At 45.2% G+C, this 14,054-nt stretch carries 21 protein-coding genes and 1 tRNA gene; 2 read left to right on the top strand and 20 right to left on the bottom strand.

The window, feature by feature from the left end:
• Positions 1-185: 185 nt before the first annotated feature.
• The 6 genes from QGT46_RS09920 to QGT46_RS09895 all read right to left on the bottom strand — a co-directional run bounded on the left by QGT46_RS09920 (position 186) and on the right by QGT46_RS09895 (position 2,526).
• Positions 186-258, bottom strand: a tRNA-Arg gene (locus QGT46_RS09920).
• Positions 259-305: 47 nt separating this feature from the next.
• Positions 306-539, bottom strand: coding sequence for a type II secretion system F family protein (locus tag QGT46_RS17285; protein ID WP_369882344.1), 234 nt, complete (start codon positions 537-539; stop codon positions 306-308).
• A 72-nt stretch (positions 540-611) separates the two neighbouring features.
• Positions 612-1,388 carry a prepilin peptidase gene (locus QGT46_RS09910; protein ID WP_024727267.1) on the bottom strand — a complete coding sequence of 259 codons (777 nt, stop codon included), beginning with the start codon at positions 1,386-1,388 and terminating at the stop codon, positions 612-614.
• 105 nt (positions 1,389-1,493) lie between these two features.
• Positions 1,494-1,787, bottom strand: coding sequence for a hypothetical protein (locus QGT46_RS09905; RefSeq protein WP_235824599.1), 294 nt, complete (start codon positions 1,785-1,787; stop codon positions 1,494-1,496).
• Between the two features lie 237 nt (positions 1,788-2,024).
• Positions 2,025-2,204, bottom strand: a complete 180-nt coding sequence (locus tag QGT46_RS09900) for a hypothetical protein (RefSeq protein ID WP_270433330.1) — start codon at positions 2,202-2,204, stop codon at positions 2,025-2,027.
• A gap of 4 nt (positions 2,205-2,208) precedes the next feature.
• Positions 2,209-2,526: a hypothetical protein gene (locus tag QGT46_RS09895; protein WP_301590637.1), complete on the bottom strand. Its 318-nt coding sequence runs from the start codon at positions 2,524-2,526 to the stop codon at positions 2,209-2,211.
• 57 nt (positions 2,527-2,583) lie between these two features.
• On the opposite strand from QGT46_RS09895, the gene QGT46_RS09890 reads away from it, so the two are divergent.
• On the top strand, positions 2,584-2,997 hold the full coding sequence (locus tag QGT46_RS09890) for an acyl-CoA thioesterase (RefSeq protein WP_148459714.1): 414 nt from the start codon (positions 2,584-2,586) through the stop codon (positions 2,995-2,997).
• Positions 2,998-3,389: 392 nt separating this feature from the next.
• Complete coding sequence (locus QGT46_RS09885; protein ID WP_301590634.1) at positions 3,390-3,581, top strand: MerR family DNA-binding transcriptional regulator; 192 nt, start codon at positions 3,390-3,392, stop codon at positions 3,579-3,581.
• A gap of 199 nt (positions 3,582-3,780) precedes the next feature.
• Here QGT46_RS09885 and QGT46_RS09880 read toward each other — a convergent pair whose 3' ends face one another.
• The 14 genes from QGT46_RS09880 to QGT46_RS09815 form a co-directional block, all read right to left on the bottom strand.
• Positions 3,781-4,656 carry a sensor histidine kinase gene (locus QGT46_RS09880; RefSeq protein ID WP_148459715.1) on the bottom strand — a complete coding sequence of 292 codons (876 nt, stop codon included), beginning with the start codon at positions 4,654-4,656 and terminating at the stop codon, positions 3,781-3,783.
• A gap of 19 nt (positions 4,657-4,675) precedes the next feature.
• A complete protein-coding gene (locus QGT46_RS09875) occupies positions 4,676-5,290 on the bottom strand; it encodes a hypothetical protein (protein WP_148459716.1) in 615 nt (204 codons plus the stop codon).
• 28 nt (positions 5,291-5,318) lie between these two features.
• Positions 5,319-5,492 carry a response regulator transcription factor gene (locus tag QGT46_RS09870; RefSeq protein ID WP_301590631.1) on the bottom strand — a complete coding sequence of 58 codons (174 nt, stop codon included), beginning with the start codon at positions 5,490-5,492 and terminating at the stop codon, positions 5,319-5,321.
• Positions 5,489-5,953 (bottom strand): 23S rRNA (pseudouridine(1915)-N(3))-methyltransferase RlmH, encoded by a 465-nt coding sequence (gene rlmH, locus QGT46_RS09865; protein ID WP_024727258.1) that lies wholly within the window; start codon positions 5,951-5,953, stop codon positions 5,489-5,491. Before rlmH ends, QGT46_RS09870 begins: the two co-directional genes overlap by 4 nt.
• Positions 5,950-6,432 carry a YbaK/EbsC family protein gene (locus QGT46_RS09860; protein WP_334300623.1) on the bottom strand — a complete coding sequence of 161 codons (483 nt, stop codon included), beginning with the start codon at positions 6,430-6,432 and terminating at the stop codon, positions 5,950-5,952. Before QGT46_RS09860 ends, rlmH begins: the two co-directional genes overlap by 4 nt.
• Positions 6,433-6,781: 349 nt before the next feature.
• A complete protein-coding gene (locus QGT46_RS09855) occupies positions 6,782-7,483 on the bottom strand; it encodes a zinc metallopeptidase (RefSeq protein WP_024727256.1) in 702 nt (233 codons plus the stop codon).
• Positions 7,484-7,543: 60 nt separating this feature from the next.
• The gene (locus QGT46_RS09850; protein ID WP_270433326.1) at positions 7,544-7,939 is read right to left on the bottom strand and encodes a hypothetical protein; all 396 of its coding nucleotides are present in this window, start codon (positions 7,937-7,939) and stop codon (positions 7,544-7,546) included.
• A gap of 88 nt (positions 7,940-8,027) precedes the next feature.
• A complete protein-coding gene (locus tag QGT46_RS09845; protein WP_024727254.1) occupies positions 8,028-8,756 on the bottom strand; it encodes a YebC/PmpR family DNA-binding transcriptional regulator in 729 nt (242 codons plus the stop codon).
• Positions 8,757-8,764: 8 nt separating this feature from the next.
• Complete coding sequence (locus QGT46_RS09840) at positions 8,765-9,715, bottom strand: hemolysin family protein (protein WP_270433325.1); 951 nt, start codon at positions 9,713-9,715, stop codon at positions 8,765-8,767.
• A 69-nt stretch (positions 9,716-9,784) separates the two neighbouring features.
• Positions 9,785-10,132, bottom strand: coding sequence for a type II toxin-antitoxin system PemK/MazF family toxin (locus QGT46_RS09835; protein ID WP_024727252.1), 348 nt, complete (start codon positions 10,130-10,132; stop codon positions 9,785-9,787).
• A gap of 117 nt (positions 10,133-10,249) precedes the next feature.
• Positions 10,250-11,416 carry an alanine racemase gene (gene alr, locus QGT46_RS09830; RefSeq protein WP_270433324.1) on the bottom strand — a complete coding sequence of 389 codons (1,167 nt, stop codon included), beginning with the start codon at positions 11,414-11,416 and terminating at the stop codon, positions 10,250-10,252.
• Positions 11,400-12,881 (bottom strand): NAD(P)H-hydrate dehydratase, encoded by a 1,482-nt coding sequence (locus QGT46_RS09825; protein ID WP_270433322.1) that lies wholly within the window; start codon positions 12,879-12,881, stop codon positions 11,400-11,402. The genes alr and QGT46_RS09825 overlap by 17 nt, the downstream gene beginning before the upstream one ends.
• Positions 12,878-13,240, bottom strand: a complete 363-nt coding sequence (gene acpS / locus QGT46_RS09820) for a holo-ACP synthase (RefSeq protein ID WP_024727249.1) — start codon at positions 13,238-13,240, stop codon at positions 12,878-12,880. The genes QGT46_RS09825 and acpS overlap by 4 nt, the downstream gene beginning before the upstream one ends.
• Before the next feature lie 16 nt (positions 13,241-13,256).
• Entirely contained in the window at positions 13,257-13,916 is a 660-nt protein-coding gene (locus tag QGT46_RS09815) for a redox-sensing transcriptional repressor Rex (protein ID WP_024727248.1), read from the bottom strand.
• Positions 13,917-14,054: the final 138 nt, after the last annotated feature.

The following is a 14,054-nucleotide window of genomic DNA, read 5'->3' as shown; positions in this document are numbered from 1 at the left end:
ATATCGGGTTTCTGTCCGTAGGGCTACGATTTCGCTATCCCTTCTTCTCGCCCACACCTCACGATGCAAACCTTGGGAGTCGCTTACAAGTTCGTCGGTAGCTACGCCTATGTGGACTTGCACCACAGAACACGGACATGCCCGTCATACTTAAAAAAACCGCATATATATGCGGTTTTCAAAACTGCACCAGGCAGGAGTCGAACCTGCGACCAACAACTTCGGAGGCTGTCACTCTATCCACTGAGTTACTGATGCAAAGTAGTATATTAAATGTCCGTGTTATATATTACAACAATTCCAAATCATTTGCAATCATATTTTTGAAATTTTAGGACATTTTCTACATTAAATCCGGCATTCCTGACTTTTCCGTTGAGCCTGTTTTCTTTATCATAATGCTCCGCCATGTGCAGTGAGGTACGGTCCAAATTTCCATTGACCTCCGCAGAGCGCATCATACTGACTAAAAGGACCGGGAACGTCCTCCCCTGTTCCTCCATCGCCTCTGAGAAAGGAAATTCAGGGAGTGAACCAATGAGACTCCTTCATCTTTCTTTTGATTTATATTTATATTTCGGCATATATAATTTCCCTCCTCAAGCATCATCTCACGGCAAAAGTCCAAAATACCAGCCGAAGATCTCATTTCCCCAACAAATGGCTGCCCAGATGCCCACACATAAAAACGGTCCGAATGCAAAATGATCTTTGCCTCCTTTTTTCTTTCCGGCCAGCAGGTAGATTCCGTACAGCCCTCCGGCTAACATAGAAAAGAAAAATGCGGCGCCGGTAAGCTTTGCCCCCAGCAGGATTCCCGCTGCGGCCATCAGCTTAATATCACCGCCCCCGAAAGCTCCAGGGATCAGTACCGTAAGCAGCAGCATCGGAACGCTGACCGCAAAACATCCGGTCACCCTCACAGGCAGAGAAACTTCCGGAAACACAAAAAGAGACACGGCTCCAAGACACGCTAACGCCAGTACAAAGCCATTGGGAATTTCCATTGTGTCAATATCTACAAATGTCACTGCAGTCAAAAGAGCCCCAGTCATTAATAAAAAAACTGTTTTAAAAAGGTAGATGCCTGCTCCCGTCTCATCCAAAGGAACGGCTGCCGCACACTGAACAGCTAAAATTCCTCCCAGTAATTCTACAAAGAGGCAGCGGACCGGGATCTTTGATTTACATTTTCTGCATCTGCCTTTAAGGAGAATATAACTGAATACCGGTATCATATCGTATAGTTTTAGATTGGTCCTGCAGGACGGACAAAAACTTCTGCCGCCGACAAAAGAAATCTTCCTGGGCACCCTATAGATCAAGACATTCACAAAAGAAAAGACGGATGCTCCGATCCAGAAGAATATAAAATATACAAGTCCCATGTTTCCCCCTTTTGCAAAAGAAAAGGATACCCCAGAAATAAAAATACTTTTGGGACACCCTTTTACTTAAATCTCTTATGAATCCCCTATCATCCGGCTCAATCGCTACACTTTCCTGACTGGTTTTCCCTTCATTTCTTTGTAGCTTACGATGTAGCCATCCTCAATATATACAAGTTCTGTCACTTTTACATCCCGTCTGTCATAGGCAATGGTGTCGATCCTTCCATAACTCCTGGCAGTTTTTAAAATGTCCTTTTCCACATCCCCGGAGAACACCTGGCGTTTTCCCGCGTCAGGAACTTCTTCCCCTTTTGCATATTCTATGAACTTGTGATTTTTAAACCTTCTTCGTGTGCACAGGTTATACCGTCCGAAATGTAATAGAAACACTATCATATTTGCTTGCCTTTACCTCTGAAAGTTTCTCAACGAACGGGCAGCAGCAGCTGTACCAGCGGCAGAAAAGTAACCATCAATTCCACATGGGTCATTCCGCTTCCGTATTTTTCTCATGCAATCACTCCTGCCATTTTGTCGCCCAGATCCACTGCTCCGGCTCGCCAGTGTTTAGCTTTAAAGAATACCTGGTCGTTATATGATATTCCTGCTTTCTGGAACTTGCACTTACTTTTGTCACAAGTACAGCCTGGTCAAGGGATTCATCCTTTTGGACTCCCAGTAGACCGTAACCTTTATGTCTCCCAGTGTATCTTTCGCCGATTGGATCATCTCAATATCCAGAGTGCGGAAAGCTTCTTTTTTGCCGTAGCCTTCTTCTTTCTCATTGTAGTAGACCCGCTTATCGTTTTTCATCCTTTTAGTTCATGCCGTTATAATAGCCATTGATCGTGCGCTCGATTTTAGCATAAAAATCTTTTATATTTGCTTCTGAAAGCTGCGTCGGATCTACAGTAAAATTGCTGATCGTAACTTTCCTGCCTTCTTCAGTTCCCGATGTCCTGTAATTCTGAGTTCCCTGTCTTTCCACCGTCAGCTCTACCAATGTATATCCTCTGTTGCTTTCAGCCTGTTTTTTATAGAAGCTCTCCTTGCTTTCTTTTCTGCTGTCTGTTTCTTTTATGATACAATATAAATCTAAGAAATTCAACGATTCCATGAAAGATGGGTTAGACATATCAGGACGTTTTATTATATACTGGTAGAATTGACAAAGCTAAGAAAGGATGATTTTATGTACACATCAAAAATCGTTGTAAGATACGCGGAAACAGACCAGATGGGGATTGCTCATCACAGTAATTATCCAGTCTGGTTTGAGGTTGCAAGAACCGATTTTATCAAAGCCTCAGGAATCAGCTACACAGACGTGGAGAAAGCCGGCATTATCACACCTCTTACCGGTCTTACGGTCAGGTATAAACAGGCCGCTTTTTATGAAGACGAACTTTCCATCCGGATAAAACTGACAAGGCTTACACCGGTGCGCCTGGAATTCTCCTATGAAGTCATTCGGGAAAATCCCCGCGCCCTGATCGCCACCGGCACCACCTCTCACGGGATGGTCGGCAAAAATCTGATGCCGGTCAATGTAAAAAAAGAACATCCCGAGATCTACCGGATGTTTGAGGAAAGTCTGGACAAATAGAGTTCAGGCCATGCTTCTGTCCTCCTGTTCAGACAAAAAGAATTTCATTTTGGCCGGCTGTGGACAGTGAAAATTTGGGTATGTTCCCTGCACCGGTTCATACCCTGATGTTCATAAAATTTAAAATTACAGCTTGTGTCTGTAAACAGATAAATACTTTGAATCTCTTCATTTTTCATACAGATTTATACATCCAAAAATCTTGATAACCTGAAGTCTGGCTGCAGAGGCAGCTGTACAGAAAAACTCTTGCCAATTTAGATGCTGTCTCTGTCCATGTATTCTCTTATCCTGATTTGTTCTTTCATTTGATTGCTCCTATTCTAATTAAACTTATTGGTATATAATTACCTTAAAGTATTCAGTAAGTGTGAAGTCAAGGAGGAAATATCATGAATCGCCGCTCAATAAAGATGACAACTTCACAGTTTGCAAAAATCTACGCAATCACCAAGCGGACTCTGCACTATTATGATACGATCGGTCTGTTCTCACCACACTCTAAAGGAGATGATTTTGTGATTTCCAGTGCAGACGAATACATCACACAGATGATGATACAGTCAGAAACTAAAGAGAGGTAAGACATGAAATTAATTTTATTTCTTGTAATTATAGGCGTGAAATCCTTAATCACAAAGCTGGCCGCGCTGGGACTTATTTTTTTTATATTTTTGATGAAAGACAAATCTCTATGCTTCGCTCCCGGCAGATGGATCGGGTACGCGGCTTTCAATTTTATAATCTGTGGAACCGTTATATCCTGGATGAATGGAATAAGTATCATCCGTCAGAAGGAAGTTCGACATAGATCCACAGCCAGCCGTCCTTTTTTCTGGCCCTGACAGTTCCCCCCATCTGTTCTGCCAAAAGTTTTACAATGGCAAGGCCCATACCTCCCGGCCGGCTTGTTGATCGGTCTTCTCTGTAAAACCGGACAAACAGGCGATCCGGGTCTACTGTTACCGTTGTCCGGTTTCCAAATGAAAAAACCGCTTTTTTTGTTTTTACTACCCTGACCACAGCATCGGATTCTGCATAGGCAAGACAGTTACGAATCAAATTCTGAATAATTCTGATGAGCATTTCCTTATCCGCTTTTGCATAAACCAGATCTGTTTCTTTCATCCGGATGGAAAGTTTATGTTCTTCCAGCACCGGAACCATTTCCGCAATACATTCGGCGATCAATGCCCCAAGATTAATCCGTTCACATTTTGGCTCTGATGCTTTATAAGAAAAAAGAGAATACTCAAAAAATTGTTCGATCATCTTCCCCAGTTCATCTGCATGTTTCTGAGCGGTCCGGAGTCTTTCTCTCTGTCCTTCCTCCGTTAGTGTAGCCATGAGCAGCTGCTGGTATCCCTTGATTGCCGTCAGAGGTGTTCTGAGATCGTGGGATAAGTCTGCTATCATTTCCTTCTGCTCCTTTTCCCTGCGCACAGTCTCTTCCCTCAGTTTTTCCTCACTTTTCAGGCATCGGTTGATATTTCCCGCAAGGCTTGTAAGCCCGGAATCTATCAATTCCAGGCTTATCGGCTGTCTCGTATTTTCTTTTCTGCGTTTTTCCAGCTGGCGGTTTATTTTATTGACCTGCTTCCGGAGCAAAATCACATATCCGACCAGAATTACGATCACCGCTGACAATATAAGAACCATCTGTACATCTCCTATATGTTTATTTGATCTCGGCTCTCCTGAAAATGAGCATGGCCGCCAGGATCATCAGAACGGTAAAACCGACTCCGGTTCCGACACTCTTCAAAAACATTTCCGGTTCTGCGTCCATAGAAAGCCGGGTTAAATTTTTAAAGTGGAACGGCGTCATACTGATCATTTTTTCAAATACTTTGTTTCCTCCTGCCTGAAGCATTCCGCAGGTCATTGATACCAGATATCCAATCCCGATGACCGGCACCGGCCTGCGAAAAATAAACGCCAGCGGAAGACAAATGCTCAGCTGTCCCGCGTAGACCACACATACCGCCGCCGTGATCCCAAGAATTTTCAATACAGAATATAGTGTGAGCGCATTTCCTGATTCTCTGCAAATCAAAGTGAGAAACACAGACGGGATATACAGCTGATACTGGCTGTCTATAAAAAATGCCGTGATCGTGACTGCGAAATACGGAAGAATCAATAGAAAGAGGATCAAAAAATATGAAAGTGCTTTCCCCAGAACCAGCTGACTTCTTCCGATGCCTCCGGACACTGCATCGTGAACAGTCTTATTTTCAAAATCCCCGCAAAGAAACATTCCTGCGGCCACTGTTCCCAAAAGGGCCACCATCTGAGGATCTGCCAGGAAGGATGCATTGCTAGGGAAGCATCAGATCCAGGAGCACCAGGTCATAGCAGTGTTCTTTCAGTTTTCTAAGCCCGTCCGTTCCGGAAAAAGCTGACTCTGGCTGATAGCCGGACTCTAAGAGAAACTCCGACAGCATCCGGCTGACATCCTTATTGTCCTCTATGATCAATATTGATCCCATCATTCCTCCTTCATCCCTGCCGCATATACAAGCTGTTCCAAGAGGATCAGCCTCATCAGCTGATGTGGAAATGTCATTGCACTGAAACTCAGCTTAAATGTCCCCCTCCTCTGGACCGCACTGCAAAGTCCCAGAGATCCTCCGATAACGAATACAACCTCTGCATCCCTCTGCCTGTTCCATTTCTCCCACTTGTGCCTGAGTTCGTCTGAAGTCATTTGTTTTCCGTCAATACAAAGCGGGATCACAATGCTTCCTTCCGGAATCCGGTTTAAGATCCTCTTGCCCTCGATCTCCCGGATGCGCTCCTCCTCCTTCTCACTGGCTCCGTCAGGTGTTTTTTCATCTTTCAGTTCAATGATCTCCAGACGGCAGCTCCTGTTCAGTTCTTTCACACAGCGCTCGATCAGTTTTCTTAAATATGGCTCCTTAATCTTCCCCACACAGATAATCTTTACGTTCATTTTGGGGCTCCTGCGGCCTTTGTCACATCCACCCACTTCACGGCTTTTGCACATTGAAAGAGTTCTTCCGGTTTGAGCTCAATCGCAGAATTTGCGCTGCCGCAGGCAGGAAAAACAGTTTCAAACTTTACCAGCGACTCATCCAAAAATACTTCTGTATGCTCCGGATTTGCAAATGGGCAGACACCGCCCTTTTCATGTCCGGTAAGCTTTTTTACATCGTCTCCTCTCAGCATCTTTGCCTTTAACCCGAACATATTTTTAAATTTTTTATTGTCGATCTTTACGTCTCCGGCGGTTACCACAAGGATACAGCACCCATCCGGCCCGTAAAAGGATAACGTCTTGGCGATCCTCGCTTCTTCCACACCCAGTGCTTTGGCCGCTAGCTCTACTGTGGCACTGGAAGCTTCAAAATCCTTCATTCTGTCAGCCATATTAAATTCTTTTAAATAACTCCTGACCTCTGTTACAGACATGTCAATCATCCTTTCTCTTCCTGAATACTTACTCTTCACTATTTTAAGCTTTCTTTATTCAGTTGACAAGTTTTGCTTTCTGTGATCCGTGCATCCAGACTTTTCCCGAAACAAAAGAAGACAGCCAGGTTTGTTTCTCCCGGCTGTCCACTCCTCCATCTTCTTTTTCTTAAACAGACAGACTGCTGCTCCCGTCAATCGTATCACGCATCCAAAAATCCACGGCGTCTTATGTTTATTCCCAGTCTTTGCAACACGGTGTCTTTATCTTTATAAGAACTTTGGATACAGCGAAAAGACGGGCTTTTCAAAACCGAATGCAGAAAATCGAGAAAATCTCTTTAATTTATTAATCGTCTCTGCCGCCGCCGAATAAAATCACCAGACGCAGCAGACTCAAAATAGCTGCAGCCGCAGATGCTACATAGGTCAATGCAGCCGCAGATAATACTTTTCTTGTATCTTCCACTTCATCATCATACATCATCGCAGAGTCTTTCAAAACTCTCAGCGCACGGCTGGATGCGTTGAACTCTACCGGAAGAGTTACTAACTGGAAGATCACGGCCAGCGAGAACAGGAGTATCCCGATATTCAGGAGTGTCTGATTGGCCCCCATGATGATACCCAGGATAATAAAAACCCATGAAAGATTAGAGCCAATATTAGCTACAGGTACTAGACTTCCGCGGAGTTTGAGCGGTGCATACGCCTCTTTGTCCTGCATAGCATGACCGCACTCATGAGCGGCGACACCGATTGCCGCTACCGATGTGGCATTATACGTAGCGTCGGACAATCTTAATACTTTACTTCTTGGATCATAGTGGTCGGTCAGGTTACCGGACACACGTTCCACTACTACATCATAGATTCCCGCATAATTCAAAATTTTCGTAGCTGCCTGTGCTCCTGTCAGCCCTGAGTGACTGCGGACCCTTGAGTACCTCCTAAAAGCCGAATTCATCTTGGCAGATGCCGCAAGCGTAATAATAACACCTATTATAATCAAAATATAAGTCGGATCAAAAAATCCATACATCGGAAACATAAGTCATCCCTTCCTCTTCAAAAAGTTTATCTTTTCTTTACAGTAACATGCATTATATCTTCAAGCTGTTATAAAATCAATAGATTTTATAGTTATTTTAGAAAAAATCACAGGATGTTCACAAAGAAAATTCGTCCTGTCTTCTTTCATATAATCCTGAAAGATTAAGGTTATTAGTATCTCATAGGAGATCAAAATCCATACAAAGTTTACTTTCTGATTTTTAAATTCTGAGTTGGACGCTGTACAGATCTCATAACCGCTTGGCCTTTTATCCTTTTTCCAGCTGATCCTTAATTTTTTCCCTTTTATATTCTTAATGCTGAATGAAGGACGCTTCGGTGCCGCATTGACCGTAATATTTTTAGAAGCACTGCTATAAATGCCCGATTCAGGAACAGATACTTTGATCACAGCCCTGCCGGTTCCCCTGATGGCACCTTCCCGGATCTGCATGATATATCATCTTCTTAATTATATCATAAAAAGACCCTTCATCATGACATAAATGCATAATGAAAGGTCTCTGTTCGGTCTGTACAGTCTATTCGTTCCAGTTATGCCAGACATCCTGGACGTCATCATCTTCTTCCAGCAGATCCAGCGTCTTCTGCAGATTCTTGATATCATCCTCAGAAACCAGCTCTACCATGGTGTTCGGGATCATGGTGACTTCCGCACTGGCCATCTCGATGGACTCCGCTTCCAGGGCCTCCCTGACTTTAGAAAAATCATCCGGGTCCGTAACGATCTCATAGCTGTCTTCCTCTGCGGCAAAATCCTCTGCTCCCGCATCCAGCGCAGTCATCATGAGATCGTCCTCATCCATCTGACAATCCTCTTTTGCGATAATGATCTGGCCCTTTTTCTCAAAATTGTAGGAGACACAGCCCGGTGTCCCGATGCTTCCGTTTCCTTTGGTAAAGGCACTCCGGACATTGGAGGCAGTCCTGTTTTTGTTGTCTGTCAGAGCCTCTACGATGATCGCAACTCCGCTCGGGCCGTATCCTTCATATGTAATAGCCTCATAGTTGACGGCGTTTGCATCGCCCGCAGCTTTTTTGATGCTTCGGTCAATGGTGTCATTGGGCATATTGTTGGCCTTTGCCTTAGCGATAATATCACGGAGCCGGCTGTTATTTTCCGGGTCCGCACCGCCTTCTTTCACCGCCACAGCAATCTCTCTGCCGAGTTTGGTAAAGATCTTGCCTTTTTTCGCGTCATTTTTTTCTTTCTTGTGTTTAATGTTTGCAAATTTACTATGTCCTGACATAACTGTATTTACTCCTTCTCTGAATCATTTTCTTCTTTTTTTGTACGCTTTTTCTCCACTTTTACCTGTTTGATCACGTTGTCGTGAATATCCACGGATTTAAAAGACCATCCTTCATAAATGATCTCCACTTCTTCTCCCTGTTCCGGAAGATGGCCCAACTGGTCTACCAAAAATCCGCTCAGCGTTTCAATCTCTTCTACTTCAAACTCGATGCCGAGCACTTCCTCGATCTTTTCAAGTCTCGTGCTTCCCCGCATCAGGAAAATATCGGCCCAACCAAGCTTTGTGATCTCCCTGTCTTCCACATCATACTCATCCAGGATATTTCCAACGATCACTTCCAGCATATCTTCCATTGAAACAATGCCTTCTGTCTGACTGTATTCATCCACAACGATCGCCATATGGATCTTTTTTGTCTGCATTTCCTGAAACAACACAGACAGATTCATGGTCTGGTGTACATAGAACGGCTCCCTGGCAATCTCATAGAGCTCCAGATCTTTATTATTTATAAAGGCGTCGATCACATCCTTGAGATACAGGACACCGATGATATGATCGATATCCTCCTCATAGAGAGGAAATCTTGAATATGGCTCATCCAGCATAAAATGCAGGGCTTCTTCCAGAGACATGGTGCAGTCGATCCCATCGATCTTCTTTCTGGAAGTCATGACATCGGTTACATCTTTGTCCCCGAACTCAAAAATATTGGTGATCATCTTGGCTTCATCTTCCAAAATGGCCCCCTGCTCATGCCCCTGGTTGACAATGTTCATGATCTCTTCTTCATATTCATTGTCATTATCGTCATCCGCTTCCCGCTCTGTCTGATCGTTTTGCTTACCCTTGGGCTTATTTTTGCTTTTCGTTCCAATTATGTAGCCGAAGACGGCACCTAATACCAACGTAAGCAGCGGTATCAGGATCATCGCGGCACTTAAATCTTCCATATACATCTCCTTTATTCATCAGTCGTAATAAAATATACCATTTTACGAAGAAAAGGTCAATCTGTCCATCTATGTATCAAGACTTAAACTGATCTTTAGTGCCCTGTCAACTTTCTCCAATATAAAACTGTTCAGATGACAGACCTTTTCTCTCAGCCGGCTTTTATCGATCGTCCTGATCTGTTCCAGCAAGATAACCGAATCTTTTTCCAGCTGGCATTTCCTGCAGTCCACCGGCACATGCGTCGGAAGTTTTGCCTTGTTCATCTTGCTCGTGATCGCTGCACAGATGACCGTGGGGCTGTATCGGTTGCCCGCGTCGTTCTGCAAAATAATGACCGGGCGGACGCCTCCTTGTTCTGAGCCGACAACAGGCCTCAAATCTGCATAAAAAATATCTCCTCGCTTAATTACCATAAGCCTAATCACTCTCCATCTCTTTCATAATAGTTTATGAAGAGTATTGACATTTCTTTCAGAAGTATTCAACTTAATCCTATTTTCCAAACGATTTTCGTCCGGCTTTAGAATACCTCAGTCTTCCAGATAGTCCACTGCCTCTTTTGCCTTTCCATCCTGGAAGTATACTCTGGGAACCCTTTTTCCGATCCCGCAGACAAATTCATAGTTAAAGGAACCTGCCAGATCTGCCGCCTCTTCCACCGTGATATTTTTATCTCCGTCTGTCCCTACCAGGGTGACCTGGTCCATGACGCTGACGCCTTCGATATCGGTCACGTCCACCATAAACTGATCCATGCAGATCCTTCCAATAATCGGCGCATACTGTCCCCGGATAATGACCCTTCCCCTGGAAGATAAGGCCCTCGGATAGCCGTCAGCGTAACCTACCGGTATCGTCGCGATCCTGGTCTTCCTGTCCGTAACGAACGTTGAGCCGTAACTGACCCCTTCTCCCGGTCCCACTTCCTTTACATGGATCACATGGCTGATCAGGGAAAGTGCCGGCTTTAAATCAATGGCCGACTTATCCACTTCTTCGGATGGGTACAGTCCATAGGTGATGATGCCGGAGCGCACCATATCCATGCGGCATTCACAAAGGTCCATGATGGCTGCGCTGTTGGAGACGTGCTTGACCGGGATCTTGATCCCTTTTTCTTCAATCTTTGAGACAAACTGATCAAACAGTTCCTTCTGGTGTCTGGCTGATGTCTTCTCCTCCTCGTCCGCACATGCAAAATGAGTAAAAATCCCCTGGATCTTAATATTCGGAAGCTTCCGGATACGCTGTACCTGCCCGACAGATTCTTCCGTGGGCTTAAAACCGATCCTGTTCATTCCGGTATCCACTTTGATATGTATCTTGGCTTCCTTCTTCATCGTAACCGCAAATTTAGAGATCGCCTCCGCCATCTCATAAGAAAATACCGTCTGTTCAATTTCGTGCTGGATCAAAGAAGCATACTGATATTCCGAAGTATATCCAAGAATTAAGATCGGTTTTGTGATCCCCTGTTTTCTCAGTGCGATCCCTTCCTCAATGATCGCCACCGCAAAACCGTCGACGCCGATCTTATTCAATGCCTTCGCCACCGGGACTGCCCCGTGTCCGTAGCCGTCGGCCTTGATCACCGGCATGATCTTTGTATCCGGCCCCACAATTTTCTTTATCTCGCTGATATTTTGGCAGATCGCATCCAGGTCGATGGCTGCATATACTCTATAATATTGATTCATTGCTGATTCCTCCTAAAACACTGCTGACCGCGTCGATGATGTCTGATGCCAGCATGCTGTCGTATCCCAAAATTTCTGCAGCATGGTCTCCTGCAAGCCCGTGGACATAGACGCCCAGAACCGCAGCTTCCAAACATCCCATGCCTCTCCCGAGGAGACTTGCGATCATGCCGCTTAACACGTCTCCGCTCCCCCCTGTGGCCATTCCGTTGTTGCCGCTGCTGTTATAATAAACGGGCCGGTCGGCTGACACTACGAGCGTCGCCGCATCCTTCAGCACAGCAGTGCCGCGGAATCTGTCCGAAAGCCTCTGCCCCGCATCCGTCAAACTTTCTTTCACCTGCTCTGCGGATATTTCAAGAAGCCTTGCAGCTTCCAGGAGATGCGGTGTGAGAACACACCCTGCCGGATAATCGATCTCCATTCCATAACGGCTGACCGTATTCAGGCCGTCGGCATCCAGCAAAAGAGGTTTCTTTCCACACTGTAAAACCTCTTCCAATAATTCTTTGGTCCGCTCTGAGACTCCCATTCCAGGTCCGAATAAGATACAGTCACACCATTCAAGGGCTTTTTTTACATTCTCATATGTTCCGAACAGTACTTCCGGAAGCATAGACTGCAGAATCGGACGGTTGGCTTCACAGGAAATCACCTTTACCAGTCCGCTGCCCATGCGCAGAGCACTCTTTGCCGAAAAAAAAGCAGCCCCTGACATCGTCTCATTTCCTGCTATGATCAGGACTTTTCCGTAGGTGCCCTTGTGAGAATCCGCAAAACGGCCCGGAAGCCTCTTTAGATCTTCCCTGTCGTATGTGAATCCCCCTGCATGCTTCTTTAAAACGGAATCAAAGAAACCTATCTTTTCTACATACAGCCGTCCCGCATATTCTCTTCCCGGATAGAGCAGATGTCCTGCCTTGGGCCCGCCGAACGTCACCGTAGCGTCTGCCCTGACGGCGCATCCAAGGACTTTCCCCGTATCCCCGCTGATGCCGGAGGGAATATCGACCGACATGACTCTGGCTCTGCTTTCATTGATCCTCTCCACAACGGTCCGATATATCCCCGCTATCTCCCTGGAAAGGCCTACGCCGAACATTCCTTCCAAAATCCAGTCATAGCCGTTATAATCTATTTCTTTTTTTTGCTCATACCCAAGACGGGTAAGGATATCATACTGCGTCTTTAAATCTCCGGATGCCTTGGACAGCTCCCCCACGACTGTGAAATCCACAGAATATCCTTCCTCCAGAAGGATTCTGGCCGCAGCCAGCGCATCTCCCCCGTTATTTCCGCATCCTGCCACAGAAAGTATCCTGTCACTTTTTCTGACCGTTTCCATGAGCCTTCGGGCAATTTTTTCGCTGGCCCGCTCCATCAGCACAAGACCCGGCATTCCGATCTGCTGTATGGTCTCTTTATCAACATCCTGCATTTCCTGATTTTTCAAAACATATTTCATAGACACTCTCCTATGACAAAAGCCTGTGCCAGCCCCCCTGTGTTCGTAACCGACACATGAAATTTCGTAATCTGCATATCCGATGCCAGCTTTTCGGCTCTGCCTGTCAGTTTCACATAAGGCGCTCCTTTTGAATCCCGGAACACTCCGATCTCATAGGGCTCCAATCCGAAGAAGCCGGTTCCAAATACTTTGGAAACGGCTTCTTTAACTGCAAAATTACCAGCAAGAGTCGTACTGTTTAAACCTGCGTATGCCAGTTCCTCTTCTGAAAAAATCCGGCTTAGGCGGTTCTTTCTCTCCACCATCTTCTGTACCCGCCCGATTTCTATCAGGTCAGTTCCTATACCGACAATCATGGCGTTCCTCCCGTCTTTACTCCGCGCCCTCGCCGTCTTCCCTGCTGTGAATATTGTAAGTCAGCGTCATGAGACTTTCTGCCAGATGGACATTCTCCACGGTCACACTGTCTGGCAGCGTGAGATCCACAGGAGCAAAGTTCCAAAATCCTTTGATGCCCCAGGACACAAGATCTTTGGCAATCTTCGGCGCCTGGTCCTGCGGAAGCGTGAGGGCTGCGATCTTGATCTCATGATTCTTTATAAACTCTTCCATATCGTCAATATCGTGCACTTCTACTCCGTGCACCGTGATGCCGATCAGCTTCGGATTTACATCGAACAGTGCGATCACCTGAAAACCAATGCTGTTATTGTTGAAATCCTGATAATTGGCCAATGCCTGCCCCAGATTTCCGGCACCGACAATGATCATCTGATTGCTCTTGTCAAGCCCCAGGATCTTGCCGATCTCCACGTAAAGGTTTTCTACATTGTAACCGTATCCCTGCTGCCCGAAACCTCCAAAGTTATTCAGGTCCTGTCGGATCTGGGATGCAGTTACTTTCATTCTCTCGCTCAGCTCTTTGGATGAGATCCTCGTAATATTTTTTGCTTTCAAAGCCCCCAAATAACGGTAATATCTAGGTAATCTCTTTATAACTGCCGGTGATATATTCTTATCCATTGATGACATTATTACCCTCCCACTTATTTTATTAACTACTCAAATTAAATAAATTATATAAGATTGTCTAATAACTGTCAAACTTTTCGGTGCGTTTTTTCAGAAATTATGTTATGCTTAAAAGGAATTTTTACAGCTTAGAAATTT

Origin of the sequence: Anaerostipes faecis (assembly GCF_910574135.1) — a bacterium.
GTDB lineage: Bacteria > Bacillota > Clostridia > Lachnospirales > Lachnospiraceae > Anaerostipes > Anaerostipes hominis.
The sequence above is the reverse complement of the archived record's forward strand: the minus strand, read 5'-3'. Positions and strand labels throughout refer to the sequence as shown.

Excerpts from the sequence above, each read along its gene's own strand:
- QGT46_RS09910 (WP_024727267.1), bottom strand. The coding sequence starts at position 1,388 with ATGGGACTTGTATATTTTATATTCTTCTGGATCGGAGCATCCGTCTTT.
- QGT46_RS09905 (WP_235824599.1), bottom strand. The coding sequence starts at position 1,787 with ATGATAGTGTTTCTATTACATTTCGGACGGTATAACCTGTGCACACGA.
- QGT46_RS09900 (WP_270433330.1), bottom strand. The coding sequence starts at position 2,204 with ATGAAAAACGATAAGCGGGTCTACTACAATGAGAAAGAAGAAGGCTAC.
- QGT46_RS09895 (WP_301590637.1), bottom strand. The coding sequence starts at position 2,526 with ATGTCTAACCCATCTTTCATGGAATCGTTGAATTTCTTAGATTTATAT.
- QGT46_RS09890 (WP_148459714.1), top strand. The coding sequence starts at position 2,584 with ATGTACACATCAAAAATCGTTGTAAGATACGCGGAAACAGACCAGATG.
- QGT46_RS09885 (WP_301590634.1), top strand. The coding sequence starts at position 3,390 with ATGAATCGCCGCTCAATAAAGATGACAACTTCACAGTTTGCAAAAATC.
- QGT46_RS09880 (WP_148459715.1), bottom strand. The coding sequence starts at position 4,656 with ATGGTTCTTATATTGTCAGCGGTGATCGTAATTCTGGTCGGATATGTG.
- QGT46_RS09875 (WP_148459716.1), bottom strand. The coding sequence starts at position 5,290 with ATGGTGGCCCTTTTGGGAACAGTGGCCGCAGGAATGTTTCTTTGCGGG.
- QGT46_RS09870 (WP_301590631.1), bottom strand. The coding sequence starts at position 5,492 with ATGATGGGATCAATATTGATCATAGAGGACAATAAGGATGTCAGCCGG.
- rlmH (WP_024727258.1), bottom strand. The coding sequence starts at position 5,953 with ATGAACGTAAAGATTATCTGTGTGGGGAAGATTAAGGAGCCATATTTA.
- QGT46_RS09860 (WP_334300623.1), bottom strand. The coding sequence starts at position 6,432 with ATGTCTGTAACAGAGGTCAGGAGTTATTTAAAAGAATTTAATATGGCT.
- QGT46_RS09855 (WP_024727256.1), bottom strand. The coding sequence starts at position 7,483 with ATGTTTCCGATGTATGGATTTTTTGATCCGACTTATATTTTGATTATA.
- QGT46_RS09850 (WP_270433326.1), bottom strand. The coding sequence starts at position 7,939 with ATGCAGATCCGGGAAGGTGCCATCAGGGGAACCGGCAGGGCTGTGATC.
- QGT46_RS09845 (WP_024727254.1), bottom strand. The coding sequence starts at position 8,756 with ATGTCAGGACATAGTAAATTTGCAAACATTAAACACAAGAAAGAAAAA.
- QGT46_RS09840 (WP_270433325.1), bottom strand. The coding sequence starts at position 9,715 with ATGGAAGATTTAAGTGCCGCGATGATCCTGATACCGCTGCTTACGTTG.
- QGT46_RS09835 (WP_024727252.1), bottom strand. The coding sequence starts at position 10,132 with ATGGTAATTAAGCGAGGAGATATTTTTTATGCAGATTTGAGGCCTGTT.
- alr (WP_270433324.1), bottom strand. The coding sequence starts at position 11,416 with ATGAATCAATATTATAGAGTATATGCAGCCATCGACCTGGATGCGATC.
- QGT46_RS09825 (WP_270433322.1), bottom strand. The coding sequence starts at position 12,881 with ATGAAATATGTTTTGAAAAATCAGGAAATGCAGGATGTTGATAAAGAG.
- acpS (WP_024727249.1), bottom strand. The coding sequence starts at position 13,240 with ATGATTGTCGGTATAGGAACTGACCTGATAGAAATCGGGCGGGTACAG.
- QGT46_RS09815 (WP_024727248.1), bottom strand. The coding sequence starts at position 13,916 with ATGTCATCAATGGATAAGAATATATCACCGGCAGTTATAAAGAGATTA.